A 19,367-nucleotide genomic window follows, 5' to 3' on the forward strand; every position below is an offset into this window, starting at 1 on the left:
TTTCCGCTTCTGTCCCATGATCTCTCCTTCCGTTTCTTGAACCTCGATTCTGCCAAAATCTTGGCTTAACCACCTGTCCAAAAAACGGGGGTAACTTCACTCACAACACTCCAATCTACACAAAGGAGGGTGTTCCGTTCTTGTCGGTAAAGAATCTGACCAAGGGGTTCATCGACTTTACGGATACGAGATTCATCTCAGTCAAGGATCATGAGTTTCTGACCAGGAGATGCAAACCGCTAAGGGACGACATCCTTTACACGAAGGTCGGCACAACAGGGATAGCTCAGGTCGTTGATGTCGATGATGAGTTCAGTATTTTCGTCAGCGTCGCTCTGCTGAAACCAAAGCACGATGTGGTTTACAACTTGTATCTGGAACACTTTCTCAATGCTCCCTATGCCAGACAGCAAGCCCAGAAGAGGACACGGGGTATGGCGAATAGGAACCTCGTGATATCGGACATCAAAGAAATCGACATTCACTTCCCTGGAACCTTGGACGAGCAGCGGAGCATCGTCTCCAAACTTGAATCAGTTTCCGCCGAAACCCAGCGCCTCGCCTCCCTCTACGAGCGCAAGCTCGCCGCGCTAGACGAGTTGAAGAAGTCATTGCTGCACCGTGCATTCAATGGAGAATTGACAAAGGACAATGAATAATGAAAGACGGTCCGCTTCAGACCAAGTCGTTTGCTTTCGCGGTGCGGATTGTGAGCCTGTATAAGTATCTGTGCAACGAGAAGAGGGAATTTGTGCTGTCCAAGCAGTTGTTGCGGTCCGGAACGGCGATTGGCGCATTGGTTCGCGAGGCGGAACAGGCGGAAAGTAAACCGGATTTCATTCACAAGATGGCCATTGCCCTGAAGGAAGCCAACGAGACCGAATATTGGTTGTTGCTTCTTCAGAAGACCGATTGCCTGGAAACGGCGAAATTCCAGTCAATGCGCCAAGATATCCTCGAACTTCTGAAGTTGCTGACCAGCATCATAAAATCGTCGAAGCAAAACCTGAACGCATGATCGCTGTCCATTTTCAATTGTCCATTATCCATTGAAGAACATGAACGAAGCCGAGACCCGAGCCGAGCATATCGATCCCGCGCTGAAAGCGGCGGGGTGGGGCGTCGTCGAGGGAAGCCGCATCCGGCGTGAGTACCCGATCACGCTGGGGCGCATCGAAGGTCACGGCAAGCGCGGCAAGCCGCTCACGGCGGACTACGTTCTGGAGTATCGAAACCACAAGCTGGCCGTGATCGAGGCCAAAGCGTGGGACGAGGAGCTGACCGAAGGCGTGGGGCAAGCGAAGAACTACGCCGGCAAGATGGCCATCCGCTTCACCTACGCCACCAACGGTCAGGCCATTTACGGCGTTGATATGCAGACCGGCAAGGAAGGAGAGACGCCGCGCTACCCCACGCCGGACGCGCTCTGGGCGATGACCTTCGCCGAAGCGAACGCCTGGCGCGACCGCTTCGCCGCCGTGCCGTTCGAGGACAAGGGCGGCTCGCACCCCAGCCGCTACTACCAGGACATCGCCGTCGAGCGGGTGATGGAGGCGATCACTGAGAACCGGCAGCGCATCCTGCTCACGCTCGCCACTGGAACGGGAAAAACCTTCATCGCGTTTCAGATCGCATGGAAGCTGTTCCACAGTCGCTGGAATCTGGGCCGTGAGCCCTCGCGCCGCCCGCGCATCCTTTTCCTCGCCGACCGCAACATCCTCGCCGACCAGGCCTATAACGAATTCTCCGCCTTCCCTGAGGACGCGATGGTGCGCATCAAGCCGGAGGACATTCATAAGAAGGGCAGGGTGCCGAAGAACGGCAGTCTGTTCTTTACGATCTTTCAGACCTTCATGAGCGGCCCGCCGAAGGACGGTAAGCCGTCGCCCTACTTTGGCGAGTACCCGCCGGACTTCTTCGACTTCATCGTGATCGACGAGTGCCATCGCGGAGGCGCGAACGACGAGAGCAACTGGCGCGGCATCCTCGACTATTTCGCCCCGGCGGTACAGCTCGGCCTCACCGCCACGCCCAAACGCAAGGACAACGTGGACACCTACGCCTACTTCGGCGACCCGGTTTACATTTACTCGCTCAAGGATGGCATCAATGACGGATTCCTCACGCCGTTCAAGGTGAAGCAGATCTCCACGACGCTTGACGAGTACGTTTATGCGCCAGACGACAAACTGATCGAGGGCGAGATCGAAACCGGCAAGCGCTACACGGAAACCGACTTCAACAAGATCATCGAAATCAAGGAACGCGAAGCGCACCGCGTGAAAGTCTTCATGGAACAGATCAACCAGAACGAAAAGACGCTGGTCTTCTGCTCCACGCAGGATCACGCGCTGGCCGTGCGCGACCTCATCAACCAGATGAAGACGAGCAAAGACCCGAACTACTGCCAGCGGGTCACGGCCAACGATGGGGAGCTTGGCGATCAGCACCTGCGGGATTTCCAAGACAACGAGAAAACGATCCCCACGATCCTTACGACCTCACAGAAACTCTCGACCGGCGTGGACGCGCGAAACATCCGCAACATCGTGCTGATGCGCCCGATCAACACCATGATCGAGTTCAAGCAGATCATCGGGCGCGGCACGCGGCTCTACGACGGCAAGGACTACTTCACGATCTATGACTTCGTGAAGGCGCATCACCATTTCAGCGACCCGGAGTGGGACGGTGAGCCGATCGAGCCGGAGCCCAAAGAGCCGAGGGATGAGCCACATCCGGCGACGCCGCCGGATGAGCTTCATGAGCCGGCGCAAGAATACGTCAGACGCCGGAAGATCAAGGTGAAGCTCGCCGACGGCAAGGAGCGCGCCATCCAGCACATGATGGCGACGACTTTCTGGCACCCCGATGGAACGCCCATGTCCGCCCAGCAGTTCATGGAGATGCTTTTTGGAAAGCTACCCGAGTTCTTCAAGGATGAGGCCGAACTGCGCACCCTCTGGAGTGCGCCGGAGACGCGGAAGAAGCTTTTGCAGGGGCTGGCCGAGAGGGGCTTCGGCGGTGAGCAACTGACCGAGATGCAGAGGCTGATCGATGCCGAGAAGAGCGACCTGTTCGACGTGCTCGCCCACGTGGCCTACGCCTTGCCGCCGATTACCCGTGAAGAACGCGCCGCAAGGGCCAAGGTCGTCATCAGTGCGCATTTCAACAGCAAGCAGCAGATCTTTCTCGACTTCGTGCTTTCGCACTACGTCAGAGTCGGCGTGGAAGAACTCGATGAGGAAAAGCTCACGCCCTTGTTGCGCCTGAAGTACCACAACTCCATCGCCGACGCCCTGGCCGATCTGGGAAGAGCGGAGGAGATTGGGCGGGTTTTCGCAGGCTTTCAGAAATACCTGTATCAGCAACAGGCGGCCGCGTGAGAGGGATCGGGATAAGTCGAAGGAGCGTGGCTCAGTTTCGGAAGAAATCGGCAGATCGCGCCTCCTGAAAGGCCGCTATTCCAGAAGTCCTCGGGCCGTATTTGCTACCCGTTCGGCGAGATCCATGGCCTTTTGCGCTTCGGCGGGGGGATTTCCTCCCAGCCGCCTGGGCTGATGTTGGCGCCTGCTCTCCCGCCTCGAATAGGAACTTGGCTGCCCGGAGGTCGTCCGCTGCGTAGCGGACCCACTCGCCTGCCAGTTTACGCTGCGCGGTCTCGCCTTTCATAGAGAACCACCCCTTCCTCCAAGGCAGGCTTGAGGATCGTCCCCACCTTGTCTCCGAATTCTTCGACGTCCTCAGGCGTGAAGACTACGAGGTCTTTGGGCACGGGGATGTCGGTCAGCGCCGCTCCGATTTGGACGGCCGCTTCGCGCCGCGTCGTGCTGACGGGCATGATAACGAGGAGGTCTACATCGCTGTCCGGTCCGGCTTCACCCCGCGCGTGTGAACCGAAAAGAACGATCTTATCCGGGTCAAACCGGTCCACAACCGTGGTTACAATCCGTTCAATTCGACCATGCAGCGACTCGGGTGGCGAGATCATCCTTCAAACCCTACCAAGATGCTTCGGAGATTGAAAGTCCTGCACCCTTCCGGTGGGAGGTGTCTTCCCGGTGCATTTGGGGCAGTATTGGCACATGCCGATCCGTGTAACTGCGCAGGTGGTGGTCAAGGAACTGATCGACGGCTGTTTCGAGGTCCGCCTCAATCGGCCGGAGAAGAGGAATGCGCTGTCGATCGAGGTCAGGGAAGAGGCTGCGGAAGTGTTCCAGAGGTTGGCGGAGGACGAGGCGTGCACGGCCGTCGTGCTTTCGGGAGAAGGGCCGGCGTTCTGCGCGGGAATGGATTTCACGCAGTTCGGGGGGGGGCCGGGAAACAAGGTTCGGCTCTTGGAGTCCACTCAAGCTCTTTTTACGAGTCTGCTCGGATTTCCCAAGCCGATCATCGCGGCCGTACACGGAGCAGCAGTGGGTGGCGGATTTGCATTGGCGTTGACGTGTGACGTGCGGATCGCATCGGAGGGCGCCTTTTTCGGGTTCTTCGAAGTGAAGCGTGGGATTCCGGCGTTCTTCGATCTCGTCAGGCTTTTCGTGGGTGAGGAGGTGGCGCGGGATTGGTGTACCACGGGCCGTCGGATCGAGGCGGCGGAACTTCTGCGGTTGGGAGTCGTAAAGCGAATGGCGCCGCAGGGCAGCCTGATGGATGAAGCCATCCGGGAAGCCGGCGAGACCCGCGCGAGGGGACTGCCTCCTGGAATCGTCAGCGTCTTCGCGGAGGAGCATTTGCGCTTCCGGAATGCTTTGTTTCCGGGGGAGTACATGGGCAAGGGAATCTAGGCTCTGTTTGAAAACGTATCGCGGACCCTAAAGGGCCCGCTACGGACGAACGTTTCTTGGTCTGCAGCGGAGCCTCGCTGCCGCCCGGCTCCGAATGAGTTCGGAGGGGAGGGATGTCTTGGTAGTCGCACCCCCATGCCGAGGACGGTATGGGGCCATGAGATGTCGCCGTGCCACGGTTGGCACGGCATGTAACATGGCCTTTAGGGTGCGTCTTCGGACGCAGGCTGAAGCCTGCGGCTACCGGTCCAGCGCGTTTTCAAACAGAGCCTAGTCCGGGCTGAGGGGGTACGCCGGCTGATTTGACTTTTCGGAGGGGGGGAGTATTATAGGCGCCAGTTTGATTTCGAACGGGGACTCAAATCCATCACGGGTAGATTCAAACAACGTGGCTTCCGGCGACACTCTTCCCCGCCTAGGCAAGCGCGCAACAAGATTTGGGAGAGTGTGATCGCCCGCCGTGGGGAAGCCCCGAGCGGGTGGAAGGAGGCCACATGGCCACGAAATTGTACGTTGGTGGGTTGTCGTTCGACACCACAACCGAAGAGCTCCGCAGCTTCTTTGAATCTGCAGGCAGCGTTCAGTCCGTCAATATCATCACCGATCGCATGACCGGCCGCTCCCGCGGTTTCGGTTTCGTCGAGATGGGGACGGAAGAGGAAGCGAAAGCCGCCATTTCCAAGTTCAACGGGCAGACGCTCGGCGACCGTACCATCACGGTGAATGAAGCGCGTCCCCAGGCCCCGCGTCCCGGCGGTGGTGGGGGTGGTGGCGGCGGTGGTAACCGTCGTCCAGGCGGCAGACCCCGCCAGCGCTGGTAAAGGTGCCGGATCCCTACACGATTGGGGGAGGCCCCCCGGCGGGACGGAGTCCGTCCACGAGCGGTGATCCTCATCCCCTGGACGTGCGCACTGCTTCCCCCTCCGCTGCGCCTGCTGCGGAGGCCGGGAAGGGTGGGAGTGAAACCCCGCCCGTCGCGTTCAAAGATTTCGGCTTGAATCCGGACCTCCTCGGGGGCATTGACAGCCTCCGATGGGATACGCCTACTCCGGTTCAGCTGAAAGCGATCCCTCCGGCGATGGAGGGGCGGGACTTGATTGCCTCGGCGCAGACGGGAACGGGCAAGACCGCGGCGTTCCTGCTCCCGATGTTTCACCGGTTGATGGCCCGTCCGCGCGGCAAGATCCGCGCCTTGATTCTGACTCCCACGCGAGAGCTGGCGGTACAAATCGACGAGCAGGCGATGGCCTTGGGCTTCTTCACTCAGGTGAATGCGGCGGCCGTGTACGGCGGGGTGAGCATGTATCCGCAGGAGCAGGCCCTCAAGTCGGGCGTGGACATCATCGTTGCCACGCCAGGCCGGCTGCTCGATCACCTCGGCCAGGGGTATGTGTCGCTCGACTCGGTGGAGATCCTGGTCCTGGACGAAGCCGATCGGATGCTGGACATGGGGTTCCTCCCGGACATCACTCGGATTCTCGATCGCCTTCCCTCGAAACTACAGACTCTACTTTTCTCGGCGACGCTGCCGCCCCAACTGGTTCAACTTATCCGCCATCGGCTTAACGATCCACTGACCATCCGCATCGGGAAGGAACTCCCGGCCAAGGGAGTTCGGCAGTTCGTCTGCCATGTGTCGGTGAAGGCGAAGGCGCGACTTCTCCACGGCCTGCTCCGGCGCGAAGCGATGAACTCCGTCCTGGTGTTCGCGCGGATGAAAATCGGGGCGGATCGGCTGTCGCGACAATTGGCCCAGCGGGGAGTCCATGTGGGTGTTCTGCACGGGGGCAAGGATCAAGCCGAGCGGGAACGGACGTTGAGGGATTTCAGGAATGGCACGTACCGGGTGCTGGTGGCTACGGATGTGGCCTCCCGCGGGCTGGACGTGGAGGGCATCTCGCATGTCATCAACTACGATGTACCCCGTGCCCCCGAGGACTACGTGCATCGTGTGGGAAGGACGGCCCGGGTCGAGCAGCTCGGAGATGCGATCACCCTCTGTTCGCCGGAGGAATCGAAATATCTTGCGGACATCGAGCGTTTCATCGGCGGCAAGGTCCCTGTCATGGAGCTTCCCGGTTTCCAGGATCACGGCGGAAACGGATCAGCCACTGTGGAAGATCGATCCCGGCACGGGAATCGGCGCCGCCACCGTCACCATTCGCAGGGCCACCCCGGCCACGCCCCGGCCCAGTAGGGCGATACTCCCTCGAACTTCCGGCGCGGGCTGAAGCCCGCGGCTACCTAAGATGCCATCCGAGGTAGGCGCAGGCTTCAGCCTGCGGCCTTTCCTGTTGAGGATTCATCGGGTTGCAATTTCCTCGGGCTTGTGAGAAACGGCCTCTCTGGCACCTAGTCGGCTCCTTTCCCGGTGATGTGCCGGGAAGGAAGCAGGCGGTTCGGCCAAAGGAGGCAATCCATGGCGCTCGATTTTTCACTCGCGGAAGAGCACAAAATGATTCAACAGGCGGTGGACGACCTGTTCAAACGGTTCGCGCCCCGTCGCGACGAATTTCGCAAGATGCTCCTCAAGGAGAAGAAGTTTCCACAGGAGCTCTGGATGGCCATCGCCGATGCCGGCCTCATCGGGAGCCTTATCCCCACGGAATACGGTGGAAGCGGAATGGGCCTGCTGGCCTTGACGATCGCCTCCGAGAGAATGGCTGCCCACGGGTTTGGGAACGCGATGATCGTTCTCACCGCCATGGATTCGCTGTGCATCCTGCGAAACGGCACCGAAGACATGAAGCGAAAGTTCCTTCCCGAAGTGGCCAAGGGAAAAATAAAGTTTTGTTTCGCCCTCACCGAGCCGGACGCGGGGAGCAACACCTTCCGGCTCAAGACCACGGCAAAGAAGAACGGGAAGGGATATCTCTTGAACGGCTCTAAGACGTTCATTACCGGGGTGGATGTGGCCGACTACATGCTCACGGCGGCGCGAACGACCTCGATCGACGAGGCCCAGAAAAAAGGGCTGCCGAAGGCCTACGGCATCTCCCTGTTCGTGCTGCCCACCAAGTCAAAGGGCATCGAACTTCAGATCATTCCCACCCACGGGATCGAGGGAATGAACCAGTTCACGATCTACTTCGACAACGTGGAGGTCCCCGCCGAAAACATGGTCGGCCAGGAGAACCTGGGGATGATGGCGTTGTTCAATTCGCTGAACCCCGAGCGGATTCTCGCCTCCGCGACGGCGGTCGGCATGTCGGATTACGTAATCAAGAAGGCGGTGGAGTATTCACGCGATAGAAAGGTTTTCAAAGACAGGCCCATCGGCGAGTATCAGGGGCTCCAGCATCCCCTGGCCGAATGCAAGATTGAAGTCGAAGCGGCGAGACTCCTGATGTACAAGGCGGCGTGGGCTTTCGATCAGGGTTTGGACCCGGCGGAAGTGGGGACGATTGCCAACATGGCGAAGTACATGGCCGCGGAAACGGCAATCAAGGCGGTAGACCGATCCATCCAGACGCATGGCGGCTATGGGTTCTCGGAGGATTACGGGGTCATCTGGTATTGGTCCGCCGCCCGGCTGCTTCGCACCGCACCCATCAGCAAGGAGATGATCCTCAACTACGTGAGCGAGCACGTGCTGGGGATGCCGAGATCCTACTGAAGTAGCTGTCAGCGATCAGCCGTCAGCGATCGGCTTCAAAAGCGGGATTGGGAAGCAAGACGGAAGTTTTCTTCGAGGCTGAAAGCTGACCGCTGGAAGCTGAGAGCTGCTTTCCCTATTTCGCCAGATCGACGTCGTAGCCGGACACCCATCCGGTATTGCCCTTGGGGGTTTTCACCTTGAACCAGGGGCCGTTTTGGCCGACGACAACCATCTGCGTTCCCGAGGGAACATTCTTCAAAACCTTCCCATTCTTTTTGGGCAGGGCACGCATGGGGATGGAAGGCTTGTTGGGAACGAGAACCTTTGATCCGGCCGGTTTGGCCGCCTCGGCAGGCTTCGCGGTCTCCGCACCCGTGGATGCCTCGGGTTTCTGCTCCTCGGCAGCCGGGGCTGCCCCGTTTGACCGGCCGGCGCCGTTCCCGTTGGAGGCGGCCGCCGTGGGCGCAGATTCAGATTCTTTCCCGGCTTCTACGGGTTTGTCGCCGATCAGGTAGCCCGTCACCCAGCCTTCGGACCCTGCTTCGTCCTTCACCAAGAACCACTGTCCCACGCGCTTGGATGAGGTGACCGGCGTATTGCGGTCTACACGGGAGACGACTTCATAGTAGTAGCTGGGCCCCTTTCGGAGTTCCGCGCGAACGGCCGTGACGAAGAATTTCTTATCCTGGGCGAGAGCGGGCGCACTGACCAAGAGGGTGAGTAAGAGGGCCAGGAAAGTCCGCATATTCATGGCGGGGCGTATTCTACCGTCAGCCGCCCTGATTTGACAAGAGCTTGGGATTACCGGAGTCTGCCGCGGTGACTCCACCCCCACCGGAATCTCAAATCTCAAGTTTCAAATCTCAAACGGGAGGCGGGGTGACGTTTCTTGAACGCGCTGCCCGATTCCTAGTTCGGCGCCGGATACCCATTCTCATGGTGTGGGCGGCCATTACCGTTGCGGCCACCCTCGCTGCTCGTCGGCTTCAGTTCGATTTCAATTTCGTGAGCCTCTTCGAGTCGAACGATCCCTCGGTGGCGCGCTTCCAGGACTACCGGGAGCGCTTTGGGGACGATGCCTCCTATGTCGCCGCTATCATCCAAAGCGATCGGATCTTCACGCCACAGGTTCTCTCGGGGATTCAGACCTTGGGGGCGTCGTTCTCCCAGACTCGCGGCATCAAGCGGACGGTGCATCTCATGAATTTCAAGGTGCCGCAGCCGGTGCGGGACGGATTTGAAGTGCGCCCGTTGGTGAAGCGACCGCCCTCCACGCTCGATGCGGCGGAAGAGTTGAAAGAGAAAGCACTCGGGCACCCCTTGATGAACGGGGCCCTCGTGTCCCCCGATGGGACCACGGCGGCCGTCATCGCGGAGTTCGACGATGATGTTGAAAGTGTGGGCGAGCGGGAGGTGATCCAGCGTGAGCTGGACCGGCGGGCGGGTGAAACCCTCTCCGGCCTCCCAGTGACTTTCTTCCTAACGGGCATTCCGGTCATTCAACAGCGATACAAAGATCTCATCTTCAGCGAGCAGGTCCGGTTCGTGCCGGTGGCGGCCGCGATCCTTCTCCTCTTCGTCTACGCCTTCCTGCGCCGTCCGGCGTTCATTCCCATCGCCGTGGTTCCCGTTACCGTCTCGGTGGTCTGGACGCTGGGGATCATGGCTCTTTCCGGCCGCGGGGTGAACATCATGAACCAGGTGATTCCGGTGACCCTCATGGTGGTGGGCATCGCGGACGCCATCCATCTCCTTGTCCGCTACCAGGAGGAGCTGGTTTCGGGTCGCACCCAACAGGGCGCCATTCTGAAGACGGTGTCCACACTGGGCAAGGCGTGTTTCCTGACCAGCTTCACCACCGCCGTCGGCTTTTTCTCGCTCCTCAGCGCCCACGCGAAGGTGGTCCGGGAGCTCGGTTGGTACGCGGGACTGGGCGTCATGCTTGCCTACCTGAATACCATCGTCTTGGTGCCGATCCTGCTCACGTTTACCCAGTCGCCTGCCCCTTCCGCATCTCCGCGACCGGCGCCGGGCACTTCGGCGGATTCCCAGGGGAAGCTCTCCGCCCTGCTCGGAAGAATCGGGCACAGTGCCCTCACACATCCGCGAATCGTTTTTGTCTCGGTGGCGCTCCTCACGCTGACCGGGGCGCTCGCGGCGCTCCGGGCGGAATCGCACCATCGGATCCTGGAGGAGATCCTTCCCAGCGATCCGGTCTATCGGGGAGTCATGGCATTGGAGGAGAAACTTAGCGGACTGCTCAGCTTCGCAGTGGTGGTGGATGGGGGTCATGAGGATGCCATCCTCGAACCCGGAGTCCTGCGGGCGCTTGAGGACGCTCAGCGTTTTCTGGAAGAGGCCGAGCCGGAGTTCATCAGCCGAACCCTGTCGGTGGCGGACGTGGTGCGCGAAATCCACGGGCAGATGGCGGGAGATTCGGGATCGCTGCCGGCGGAGAAGAAACTGCTTTACCAGTATCTCCTGTTTCTGGATCGGGAGACGCTGGAGCCCTTTGTGGACGAGGGATTCCGCCGTGCAGCGATCCGCGTCCGGGGAAAGGATCTCGGAAGTGAGCGTTGGCTCAAGTTGAAACCGGCGTTGGAGAAGCGCCTCACGGCCAATCTACCCAAGGGATACCGTGTATCCTTCACCGGAGCGTCGGATCTTGCCATTACGACGCTGACCTTCATTGTGCACGACATGCTCGTCAGTCTTTCCTGGTCCTTCGTCATGATCTTTGGGATTATCATCCTGCTTTTCCGGTCGGCACGGGTAGGACTCATCAGCATCCTGCCCAACATTCTCCCGCTCCTGACCACCTTGGGGCTGATGGGCCTTGCCGGAGTTCCCATCCGAACTGCATCCGTCATCATCTTTACGGTTTCGCTGGGCATCGCGGTGGACAACACGATTCATTTCATCGCGCGGTACCACGAGGAGCGCGGGGGGGGGCTGGCGCCGCGAGAGGCGGCGGAAAAGTCGCTCCACACGTCCGGACGCGCCATGACGATCTCCACCCTGATGCTGGTGTCCGGCCTGGGCGTCTTCCTGTTTTCCAATTTCCGGGCCGTTCTGGAATTCGGGATTTTCGGGGGGTGGACGTTGCTGGTTGCGCTGGTCTTGGATCTGGTCGTCACGCCCGTCCTCTTCGTCGCGTTCGACCGTCGCTGATCGTCTCAAGAGATCGGACTTTCGTGCCGATTATTTTCCGTACAGGTACCATGTTGCTCAAGTCTCGGAATGGATGGGTCGAAAGATGCTTTCCGGCAACAGGGTACGCACGCCCCGCCTTCATGCGGGATTTCACTTTGAGAGCGGGGCTGCCGTGCCGCGTGGACGCCCGTAACCGCCCAGGCACTTCTTCGACTCGGCACTCGGAATAATCTGCGTGACCAAGAAGAAAATCCTTTGGGTCGGGCGATGCTGGTTCGAGAAAGAACTCCGCCGTTCGTTTGATCTCACTGTCGTTTCCGGAACTGAACCCCGCGACGTGGCCCCGGACACATGCAACCTCTCGGTGGGGTCTCTGATGCGCACGCTCGGCCGCCCGGACCTTGTGGTATGGACGGACGGCGATCTGACGCATCTCGTCGATCTCGACGAAGTGGAGGTGCCGACCGTTTGCCTGATGTACGATCCCCACTTGCTGAAGGCATGGGCCGCACCTTATGCCGAGGTGTTCGATCACGTCGTGAGCACGCAAAAAGGATTCGTGAGCCAAGTGCACGGCGCCATCCGAGGTTCGGCCAACTGGTTTCCCTACTGGGCCGATCTGAACGGGCGCGCCGGAATTCGGCCAAAGCCGTTCAAGTCCCGGGAAATCGACGTGGCCTTCGTCGGGAATGCGGGCAAGCCAAGCCAGTCGAAGCGAGATGAATTCCTCCGGAAGGTGTTTGAGCGGCTGGCCCCGGGGGTCCGAGTGCACGTTGGGCCCGGTGATTGGCAGGACGTCTACTCGCGGTCCAAAATCGTGTTGAATGTTCCTGTCGACGGTGACCTCAACATGCGTGTGTTCGAGGGCATGGCCTGCGGCGCGCTTGTCTTTTCCCCACGTTCGATCCTGGGCACGTCGGATCTCTTTGAATTTGGAAGCGACCTGAAGGACTACGATTCCAAGGACGTGGAGCAAACCGTGGCCGAAATCGAAAGGGCCCTCCGGAACGGGACCCGATCCCAGGAGATTGCGCACAACGGATACCTGAAAGTGTCCGGCAACCATCTCCTGGCGCATCGAGCGCGCCAAATGAAGCTGTTGCTCGCTCAGATTGGCCGGGAGCGCCGGCCGAGCGCTCCGGCTCCGAATCGCTCCCTCGCGATGAGCCGGGCCCTCCTGTCCCTGGCGCTGGATCCGCCGGTCGTCCAATCCGAGGGTTGGCGATGGTGGTTCGACGATCGGCTGGCGTTGGCCGAAGGCAGGCTGAAACGGGCCGGGTCGGAGAACGCCACGGAAGCGATGTTCCTACGTGGGCTGCTGTCGTTCTTGAAAAAAGATTTGGCTGGGGCGGTGCAATCCATGCTGGCCGCCGGTCGGGACGCGGAACTTGAACCCGTGGCCCGCTACGGGGCCTCGCGCGGCTGGCGGTTGTTGGGGGAATCCGTGAAAGCGAATGCGATCTACCCGATCGGCCTCAGAGCGGGTGCGCTTGCGCGCCGGCCCCGTCGCTACTGGGATCTTCTCATCGAAGTACTGAATTTCAAGACGAAGGATTTCGTTGCGGCAGGTTCGAGCGGCGCAGGGTCGCGAGTGGTGCGGTCCCGGGTTCGGGAAGGCGGAAACGTCATCGACACCAGCCGGGCCGAACGGCTACTCCAACTTTCGAACTAGGTGCTTCCCCCCATGTTCGCCAAGGTTCCGACCCTTCGACAGGCTCAGGGTGAGCGGAGTTAAGGCCTGAGGCAACGCCGGAAACCGCTCGTGGTGAGGTTGTCGAACCACGGTCGATCGCAAGAAGACTTATGTCGGGTCCCTCACCCGTGCGGCTCGAGCTCGTCGACCAACTCAAAGAGGACCAGGATTCTCGCCTCGTATTCGATCTGGCCCTTCGAATCGACCGCGGCAGACCACCGGACGACTTCGACCTCGCGGATCCCCACGATCGTCTTGTAGGCCCTTCGCAGGACCTCCTCCACGGCGTCCTTCCAGCTCTTGCGCGAACGCCCGACCGCTTCCACCGTTTTCAAGGCCGGCATGGCTTCTTCCTCCGTCAGGTCCGCATCTCGTAGAACAGCAGACCCTTCTTTTCCGTCACCTTCACCCTATTCTGTTCTTCCAGGATTTCAAGGTGTCCCATCACTTCGGACATGGCCAGCATCATCTGAGTCTTGGCCCTTCCGCCGAAGACCTCGACGGAGAGCTGGTACGGGGTTCTCGGTCCGGATGAGAGGAGCCGCTCGACTTTTTTCGCCCTCTTGTCCTTGAGTACGTGGTAACGGCGGATCAATTCACGGTGATCGACGAACGGCTCACCGTGGGACGGATACGTCATGTCCACCTCAAGGTCCATGATCTTGTCCACGGACTTCATGAAATCCGACAGGGCCTTCGGTTTCGTTTCCTTCTCCGGGAACTGAAGCAGCGGAACCGGCGTGATCGTGGGGAGAAGGTGGTCGGCGGAAAACAGGACTCGGCGTTGCGGCATGTAGAGCACCATTTGGCCGTTGGTGTGGCCCGGCACGTGGATGACGCGGATCTCCTCGCCGGCAAAGTGCAGGACCTGGTCGTCGGACACGGTTTCATCCACATCCACGCTTTCGCGCACGTAGCCTTTGCTCATGTCGATGGAGAAGTTGACCATGATGAGTCCCATGGGCACGCCGCGCCTACGGAGATAGGCGGTGATGCGGGGGTACGCGCCGAACTCCCAGTTCCCACGCTCGATCGCGCGGATTTCCTTCTCGTGCGACACGACCTTCGCTCCGCTGATCTTCTTGATGCGCCGGGCCTGGCCGGCATGGTCGGGGTGTGAATGGGTCAGGAGCATCAACCGGATATCGGAAATGTTGCGTCCGAGATCGCGAATGCCCTTCTTGAAAGCCAGCCACGACGATCGATTGCGCGTGCTGGTATCGATGAGACAGAGTCCCTCGGGGCCTTCGATCAGGTAGAGGTTGACCGTCTTGACGGGGAACGGAACGGGAATCGTCAGACGATGAATCCGCGCGTCGGATCTCATGGGTGGCGGCGATGGTATCACGATTTGACGCACTGCACCATTTTCCGGACGGGCGCGGTCGGTGAGCTTTCCGTCGTTTTGTTGCAATCGGCCCGGCTTGGTGGATAATGATTTCATGCCGCTTGCGCTGTTGATTCAGGAAGATGCTTCCGATGCGGCGCCGATCCGGGAGGTGTGCCGTCGGAGAGGATGGGAACTGGTTCAGGCCTCATCCGCGGCGGCGGGAGCGGCGGCGACGGGATCGACGCGAGTGGACGCGCTCTTCGCCTGCTTCCGCACCCTCGGAGGGCAATGGCCGGAATTTCCGTCCATCAGCTTCGTTCTGGCCGCCCCCGATGAAGTTCGTCCGGCTCTTGCCGCCATGCAGAAGGGTGCGTTCGACTACATCCTCCGGCCCGCCACCGTTGATGAAGTTGAGCTGAAGGTGGCCCGGGCGGTGGACTCCGCCCGGTGGCTGGAGAAGAAAATAGAGAAGATTCTGGGCGGAGTGCGGAACGGCAAGGGCAGCGTACATCCGATCATCATGAGCGAGGTGGAGCGCGTGCTCATTCTGAAGGTCCTGGAGAAGACAAACGGCAATCAAGTCCAGGCCTCGAGCATGCTCGGCATCAATCGGAACACGCTGCACAAGAAAATCCGGGAATATCACTTGCGATGACCCCACCGCCCCTCTTGAAATTTGAGATTCCGAGGGAGGTGGTGGGATGACCCGTCCGCGAAGTCTCGCCCCGATGGTGTTCATGCTCTTTGCCGTGGTGGGTCTGTCAGGCGCCGTCGAGTCGGCGGGCCTGCACTCTGTTTACTTCGATTATGGCAGTTCCGCGCTGTCCGCCGAGTCCCAGAAGACGCTCGAACGTCATGCGGCGTGGCTCAAGGACCACGCGGAGGTGCTCCTGGAAGTTCAGGGATGGGACGACTTCTACGTGGGCAAGGGGGATGGGAGGCTTTCGGTGAAACGTGCGGAAGCCGTTAAGGAATTTTTGTCCAAGAAAGGGGTCGAACTGGATCGGATGACGATCAAGGATCGCGGAGCGGCGCCGTGGGATCCCACCCGGAAGAGCGATCCTCGGACCTTCCGGAGGGTGGACTTTCTGGTGATTGGAAAAAGATCGCCGACGCGCAGTACTCCGGAAGCCTCCGAGCCGATGGTGGAATCAGCCGCGCCTGCGTCGTCCACCGCCCCGCCCGTGGGAGCCGTGGAGCCGGTGCCGACCGAGAGCGCCCCGGTGAGGGAACCTGCCAAAACGGAGATACCTGTGAAAGCTGAGCCCACCGCCGCTCCGGAGCAGGCCAGACCGGCGCCACCCGTCGAACCGCCTGTGAAGAAAGAAACACCGCCCGCCGCCGTGCCTCCGAAGGAAGCTAAATCGGTTGCCTCCGCCCCGGAAACCAAGCCTGTGCCACCCTCAGCCGAACCGGAGAAAGTGGTCGTTGCCGCGCCGGCGAAGGAAGAAAAATCACCGCCTGTCGCCACCGCGCCAGAACCCGCATCGGCAGCGGCCCCGCCTCGTGGGACCTCCGCCGCCGCGGTGCCCGAACCGGAACCTCCCCGTGAGGAGAAGATCGAGCAAGCGTGGATGAAGTGGAAACCCTCGAATGTCGGCCCGAAGCCGCGCTGGGGTCACGGCATGGTCTTCGATGCGTCAAGCGGGCGCGTGGTTCTATTTGGTGGCACCAACGGGAAACTGGTTTTCGGGGATCTTTGGGAATTTGATCTCAAGAGCACACGCTGGTCCCCCGTTCAACCCGGGGGGGGGGATCCGGGTCCGCTCGCGTACCACTCGGCGGTCTACGATTCACAGGCCAAACGCATGATCATCTTCGGCGGATCGAGCAACCTGCGCGACACGACGGATTCGGTCTGGTCGCTGAGTCTGAAAAAGGGGGCGGAGTCCTGGGTGAAAATCGAATTCCCCGTGTCTCCCGGCCCGCGGGCCGCGCAGTCCACCGCGTATGATTCCCGCAGCCACCGGATGGTGATCTTTGGCGGATGCGCGAAGAATCTCAAGGCGTGCCTTTACTCCAATGACTTGTGGGAACTCGACCTCAAGGTGGGCGCCGAAACGTGGTCGCCGTTGTCCGGCGTCAACTCACCTCCCGGTGAACGCGAAAGCGCCATGGCCTTCACGCAGGCCGACGGCAACCTGGTGGTCATCGGCGGGTTCAACGCCAAAGGATACCTGAGAGACGCGTGGATCTACGATCGGAAGAAGAAGGTGTGGAGTCCGATGGAAACGCCGCTCAGTGCGCGGTGCTGCGCGAGCTATCATGAGGCTGCGAAAGGATCGGTGTTGTTCGGAGGGAACGACCGGCGGGCGTTTTTTCAGGATACGTGGTGGTCGAACGGGAAGGAGTTCAAGGAAATCCGCGAGCCCTCCATGCCGCAGGCGAGGGCCTTTTCGCGGCTGGTGCCCACGGGCGAGCCCAACATGTATTTCCTTTTTGGGGGTCAATCCCCCAGCGGCGCGATGGGCGATTTCTGGGTGTTGAAGCTGAAGTAGCGGTCAGCCGTCCGCTCTCAGCATTCAGCGGAACATGCAATCAGGGAACAGCCCGAAAAGCTGAGTGCCGATCGCGGATCGCTGAAAGCTTTTCTAGTAGAAGTAAAAACGGATGCCGAGCGACGAGTCGATGACGGATCTCGTTTCCTTGGCCAGACGGACGCCGGGTGCAGCCTCAACGAACAGTTCCAACGGATAGCGCCGCAACAGAAAATTGACGCCCAATGGGACACGGAGGAGAAGTCCCTCCAGATCCTTCACGCTCTTGTCGTTTCCCGTGCTGACATAGCTGAGACCGATTCCGGCATAGAGAGGAATGATATTCTTAAGGAGGGGGGCAATATCGTGCGCGAGGTAGCTGCTTCGTACGATAATCATCTGGTCGCTGCCGCTGCTGTACCCCACATCGAAGGTGATGGCCTTGGTTTCGCGGAGCCAATATTTGAAAGTGACACCGGGTGGGACGCCCGTGGTTTGGCCGTAGATGCCCGCGCCTGCGGTGTGGTGGGCAAATCCATTCGTGGCGGTAGCATCCTCATCCTCCACCGGGGAGGCGGCTGATGTGGCGGTCGGGGCGGGTTTGCCGGCCTGAGCCCAAGCGCCGGACGCGAACACCGCGGACAGGAAAAGGGCCGAAAGAGCCCTCACAAATAGAAGTGAATGCACACTACGAGTAACAGTCATCTCGCCTCCATGGGCACACATTAAACGGGGTTTGCCCGAAATTGTCAAGCAGAAAAGAGAGATGTGGGAAAAGATTGACGGCTATGCTTGACGCGGGTGGGGGGGGGTGGTACGGGGACAAGGTATTCACCCAGATGAAGGAGGTCAACGTGAAAGAGGAATTTCGAACTGAATCCGACTCCATGGGACCGGTGCAGGTTCCGGCGAAGGCGTACTACGGGGCGCAGACTCAACGGGCGGTGGAGAACTTTCCCATCAGCGGGCTCCGGTTTCCGCGGAGGTTTATCCGCGCGATGGGATTGATCAAGCGCTCGGCGGCGGAGGTCAATCTGAAGACGAAGCAGATCGAAAAGAAGCTGGCCGACGCGATCGTTCAGGCGGGCACGGAGGTCATGGAGGGGAAGTGGGATGGCGAGTTTGTCGTCGACATTTTCCAGACCGGCTCCGGCACGTCGACGAACATGAACACCAACGAAGTCATCGCGAACAGGGCCATTGAAATTCTCGGCGGGAAGATCGGGTCCAAGTCTCCGGTGCATCCGAACGATCACGTGAATATGGGGCAGTCGTCCAACGACGTGATCCCCACCGCCATTCATATTGCCGCGCTGGAGGCCATCGAGAAGGATCTGATTCCCGCGTTGGATGTTCTGCGCAAGGCGTTGGCGGACAAGGCCAAGGCGTTCGACAAGATCGTCAAGATCGGGCGGACGCATTTGCAGGACGCCGTGCCCGTGCGTTTGGGGCAGGAGTTCGGCGGTTACGCCACCATGGTTGCGCACGGGATCGATCGCGTGAAGGACGTTCAGAAGCGGCTGGCGGAACTCGCGCTGGGTGGGACGGCGGTCGGCACGGGGCTCAACGCCGATCCGGAATTTGTGAAGCAGGTGGTGAAGCGGATCGCGGAGGCGACGGGATTGCCGTTCCGCGAGGCGGACAACAAGTTTGAGGCGCTGGCGACGAAGGACGCCGTGGTGGAAGCGAGCGGGGCGATGAAGACCCTCGCATGCAGCCTGATGAAGATCGCGAACGACATTCGCTGGCTCGGCTCCGGTCCCCGGTGCGGGATTGGCGAGATCAAACTCCCGGATTTACAGCCGGGAAGTTCCATCATGCCCGGCAAGGTCAATCCCGTCTTGCCCGAGGCGCTCACCATGGTGGCTGCACAGGTAATCGGGAACGATGTCGCCGTGACGGTCGGCGGGCAGGCCGGCAATTTCGAGCTCAACGTGATGAAGCCCGTGATGGCGTACAATCTCCTCCAGTCCATCGAAATCACGTCCAACGTCGTCCGCGTCTTCACCGAGCGGTGCGTGAAGGGGATCGAGGCTGATGAGAAGCGGTGTGAGGAGTCGATCGAGAAGAGCCTGGCCATGTGCACCGCGCTGGCGCCGCATATCGGGTATGACGCCGCAGCGAAAATCGCGAAGGAGGCTTACTCGACCGGCAAGACCGTCCGTCAAATCGCCGTCGAGAAGAAGGTTCTGCCGCCGGATCGGTTGAAAGAGGTTTTGGACCCGATGGCCATGACCCATCCCGGAGTGCCCGGAGGCAAGAAACTTCCCGGCGGCGGGTAGGGGAGAGAACCTATAGAGCGACGACTCCCGCTTACCCTTGGTGGGAGCAG

16 protein-coding genes and 1 pseudogene are annotated in these 19,367 nt (G+C 60.3%); 12 read left to right on the forward strand and 5 right to left on the reverse strand.

Annotated features, from left to right (window positions below; translation table 11 throughout):
- Nucleotides 1-110 precede the first annotated feature (110 nt).
- The 3 genes and pseudogenes from HYT87_16240 (at nucleotide 111) to HYT87_16250 (ending at nucleotide 3,386) form a co-directional block, all read left to right on the forward strand.
- Nucleotides 111-659: pseudogene (locus HYT87_16240) on the forward strand (restriction endonuclease subunit S).
- Nucleotides 659-1,018: a four helix bundle protein gene (locus HYT87_16245; protein MBI2061289.1), complete on the forward strand. Its 360-nt coding sequence runs from the start codon at nucleotides 659-661 to the stop codon at nucleotides 1,016-1,018. Before HYT87_16240 ends, HYT87_16245 begins: the two are co-directional and overlap by 1 nt.
- A gap of 40 nt (nucleotides 1,019-1,058) precedes the next feature.
- On the forward strand, nucleotides 1,059-3,386 hold the full coding sequence (locus HYT87_16250) for a DEAD/DEAH box helicase family protein (GenBank protein MBI2061290.1): 2,328 nt from the start codon (nucleotides 1,059-1,061) through the stop codon (nucleotides 3,384-3,386).
- A 260-nt stretch (nucleotides 3,387-3,646) separates the two neighbouring features.
- On the opposite strand, the gene HYT87_16255 is transcribed toward HYT87_16250, so the two are convergent.
- Complete coding sequence (locus tag HYT87_16255; protein ID MBI2061291.1) at nucleotides 3,647-3,991, reverse strand: nucleotidyltransferase domain-containing protein; 345 nt, start codon at nucleotides 3,989-3,991, stop codon at nucleotides 3,647-3,649.
- Between the two features lie 94 nt (nucleotides 3,992-4,085).
- Here HYT87_16255 and HYT87_16260 point away from each other — a divergent pair, with 94 nt between their 5' ends.
- The 4 genes from HYT87_16260 to HYT87_16275 all read left to right on the forward strand — a co-directional run bounded on the left by HYT87_16260 (nucleotide 4,086) and on the right by HYT87_16275 (nucleotide 8,400).
- On the forward strand, nucleotides 4,086-4,784 hold the full coding sequence (locus HYT87_16260) for an enoyl-CoA hydratase/isomerase family protein (protein ID MBI2061292.1): 699 nt from the start codon (nucleotides 4,086-4,088) through the stop codon (nucleotides 4,782-4,784).
- Nucleotides 4,785-5,278: 494 nt separating this feature from the next.
- Nucleotides 5,279-5,605: an RNA-binding protein gene (locus tag HYT87_16265; GenBank protein MBI2061293.1), complete on the forward strand. Its 327-nt coding sequence runs from the start codon at nucleotides 5,279-5,281 to the stop codon at nucleotides 5,603-5,605.
- Nucleotides 5,606-5,862: 257 nt separating this feature from the next.
- Nucleotides 5,863-6,981: a DEAD/DEAH box helicase gene (locus tag HYT87_16270; protein MBI2061294.1), complete on the forward strand. Its 1,119-nt coding sequence runs from the start codon at nucleotides 5,863-5,865 to the stop codon at nucleotides 6,979-6,981.
- A 222-nt stretch (nucleotides 6,982-7,203) separates the two neighbouring features.
- Complete coding sequence (locus HYT87_16275) at nucleotides 7,204-8,400, forward strand: acyl-CoA/acyl-ACP dehydrogenase (protein ID MBI2061295.1); 1,197 nt, start codon at nucleotides 7,204-7,206, stop codon at nucleotides 8,398-8,400.
- A 115-nt stretch (nucleotides 8,401-8,515) separates the two neighbouring features.
- On the opposite strand, the gene HYT87_16280 is transcribed toward HYT87_16275, so the two are convergent.
- Nucleotides 8,516-9,133 carry an SH3 domain-containing protein gene (locus tag HYT87_16280; GenBank protein MBI2061296.1) on the reverse strand — a complete coding sequence of 206 codons (618 nt, stop codon included), beginning with the start codon at nucleotides 9,131-9,133 and terminating at the stop codon, nucleotides 8,516-8,518.
- A 128-nt stretch (nucleotides 9,134-9,261) separates the two neighbouring features.
- Between HYT87_16280 and HYT87_16285 the strand changes: the two genes are divergently transcribed.
- Together HYT87_16285 and HYT87_16290 are read left to right on the forward strand one after the other, a co-directional pair.
- Complete coding sequence (locus tag HYT87_16285; protein MBI2061297.1) at nucleotides 9,262-11,553, forward strand: MMPL family transporter; 2,292 nt, start codon at nucleotides 9,262-9,264, stop codon at nucleotides 11,551-11,553.
- Nucleotides 11,554-11,770: 217 nt separating this feature from the next.
- Nucleotides 11,771-13,207 (forward strand): glycosyltransferase family 1 protein, encoded by a 1,437-nt coding sequence (locus HYT87_16290; protein MBI2061298.1) that lies wholly within the window; start codon nucleotides 11,771-11,773, stop codon nucleotides 13,205-13,207.
- Between the two features lie 143 nt (nucleotides 13,208-13,350).
- Here HYT87_16290 and HYT87_16295 read toward each other — a convergent pair whose 3' ends face one another.
- Both HYT87_16295 and HYT87_16300 read right to left on the reverse strand, forming a co-directional pair.
- Entirely contained in the window at nucleotides 13,351-13,572 is a 222-nt protein-coding gene (locus HYT87_16295; protein MBI2061299.1) for a dodecin domain-containing protein, read from the reverse strand.
- Between the two features lie 14 nt (nucleotides 13,573-13,586).
- Entirely contained in the window at nucleotides 13,587-14,555 is a 969-nt protein-coding gene (locus HYT87_16300) for an MBL fold metallo-hydrolase (GenBank protein MBI2061300.1), read from the reverse strand.
- A gap of 115 nt (nucleotides 14,556-14,670) precedes the next feature.
- On the opposite strand from HYT87_16300, the gene HYT87_16305 reads away from it, so the two are divergent.
- Nucleotides 14,671-15,213, forward strand: coding sequence for a hypothetical protein (locus HYT87_16305; GenBank protein MBI2061301.1), 543 nt, complete (start codon nucleotides 14,671-14,673; stop codon nucleotides 15,211-15,213).
- A 46-nt stretch (nucleotides 15,214-15,259) separates the two neighbouring features.
- Nucleotides 15,260-17,056, forward strand: coding sequence for an OmpA family protein (locus HYT87_16310; GenBank protein MBI2061302.1), 1,797 nt, complete (start codon nucleotides 15,260-15,262; stop codon nucleotides 17,054-17,056).
- A gap of 93 nt (nucleotides 17,057-17,149) precedes the next feature.
- Here the strand turns inward: HYT87_16310 and HYT87_16315 are convergent, their stop codons facing one another.
- A complete protein-coding gene (locus tag HYT87_16315; GenBank protein MBI2061303.1) occupies nucleotides 17,150-17,704 on the reverse strand; it encodes a hypothetical protein in 555 nt (184 codons plus the stop codon).
- 170 nt (nucleotides 17,705-17,874) lie between these two features.
- Here HYT87_16315 and HYT87_16320 point away from each other — a divergent pair, with 170 nt between their 5' ends.
- Nucleotides 17,875-19,317: a class II fumarate hydratase gene (locus HYT87_16320; protein MBI2061304.1), complete on the forward strand. Its 1,443-nt coding sequence runs from the start codon at nucleotides 17,875-17,877 to the stop codon at nucleotides 19,315-19,317.
- Nucleotides 19,318-19,367 lie beyond the last annotated feature (50 nt).

It is taken from the genome of Nitrospirota bacterium, from assembly GCA_016180645.1.
GTDB lineage: Bacteria > JACPQY01 > JACPQY01 > JACPQY01 > JACPQY01 > JACPAV01.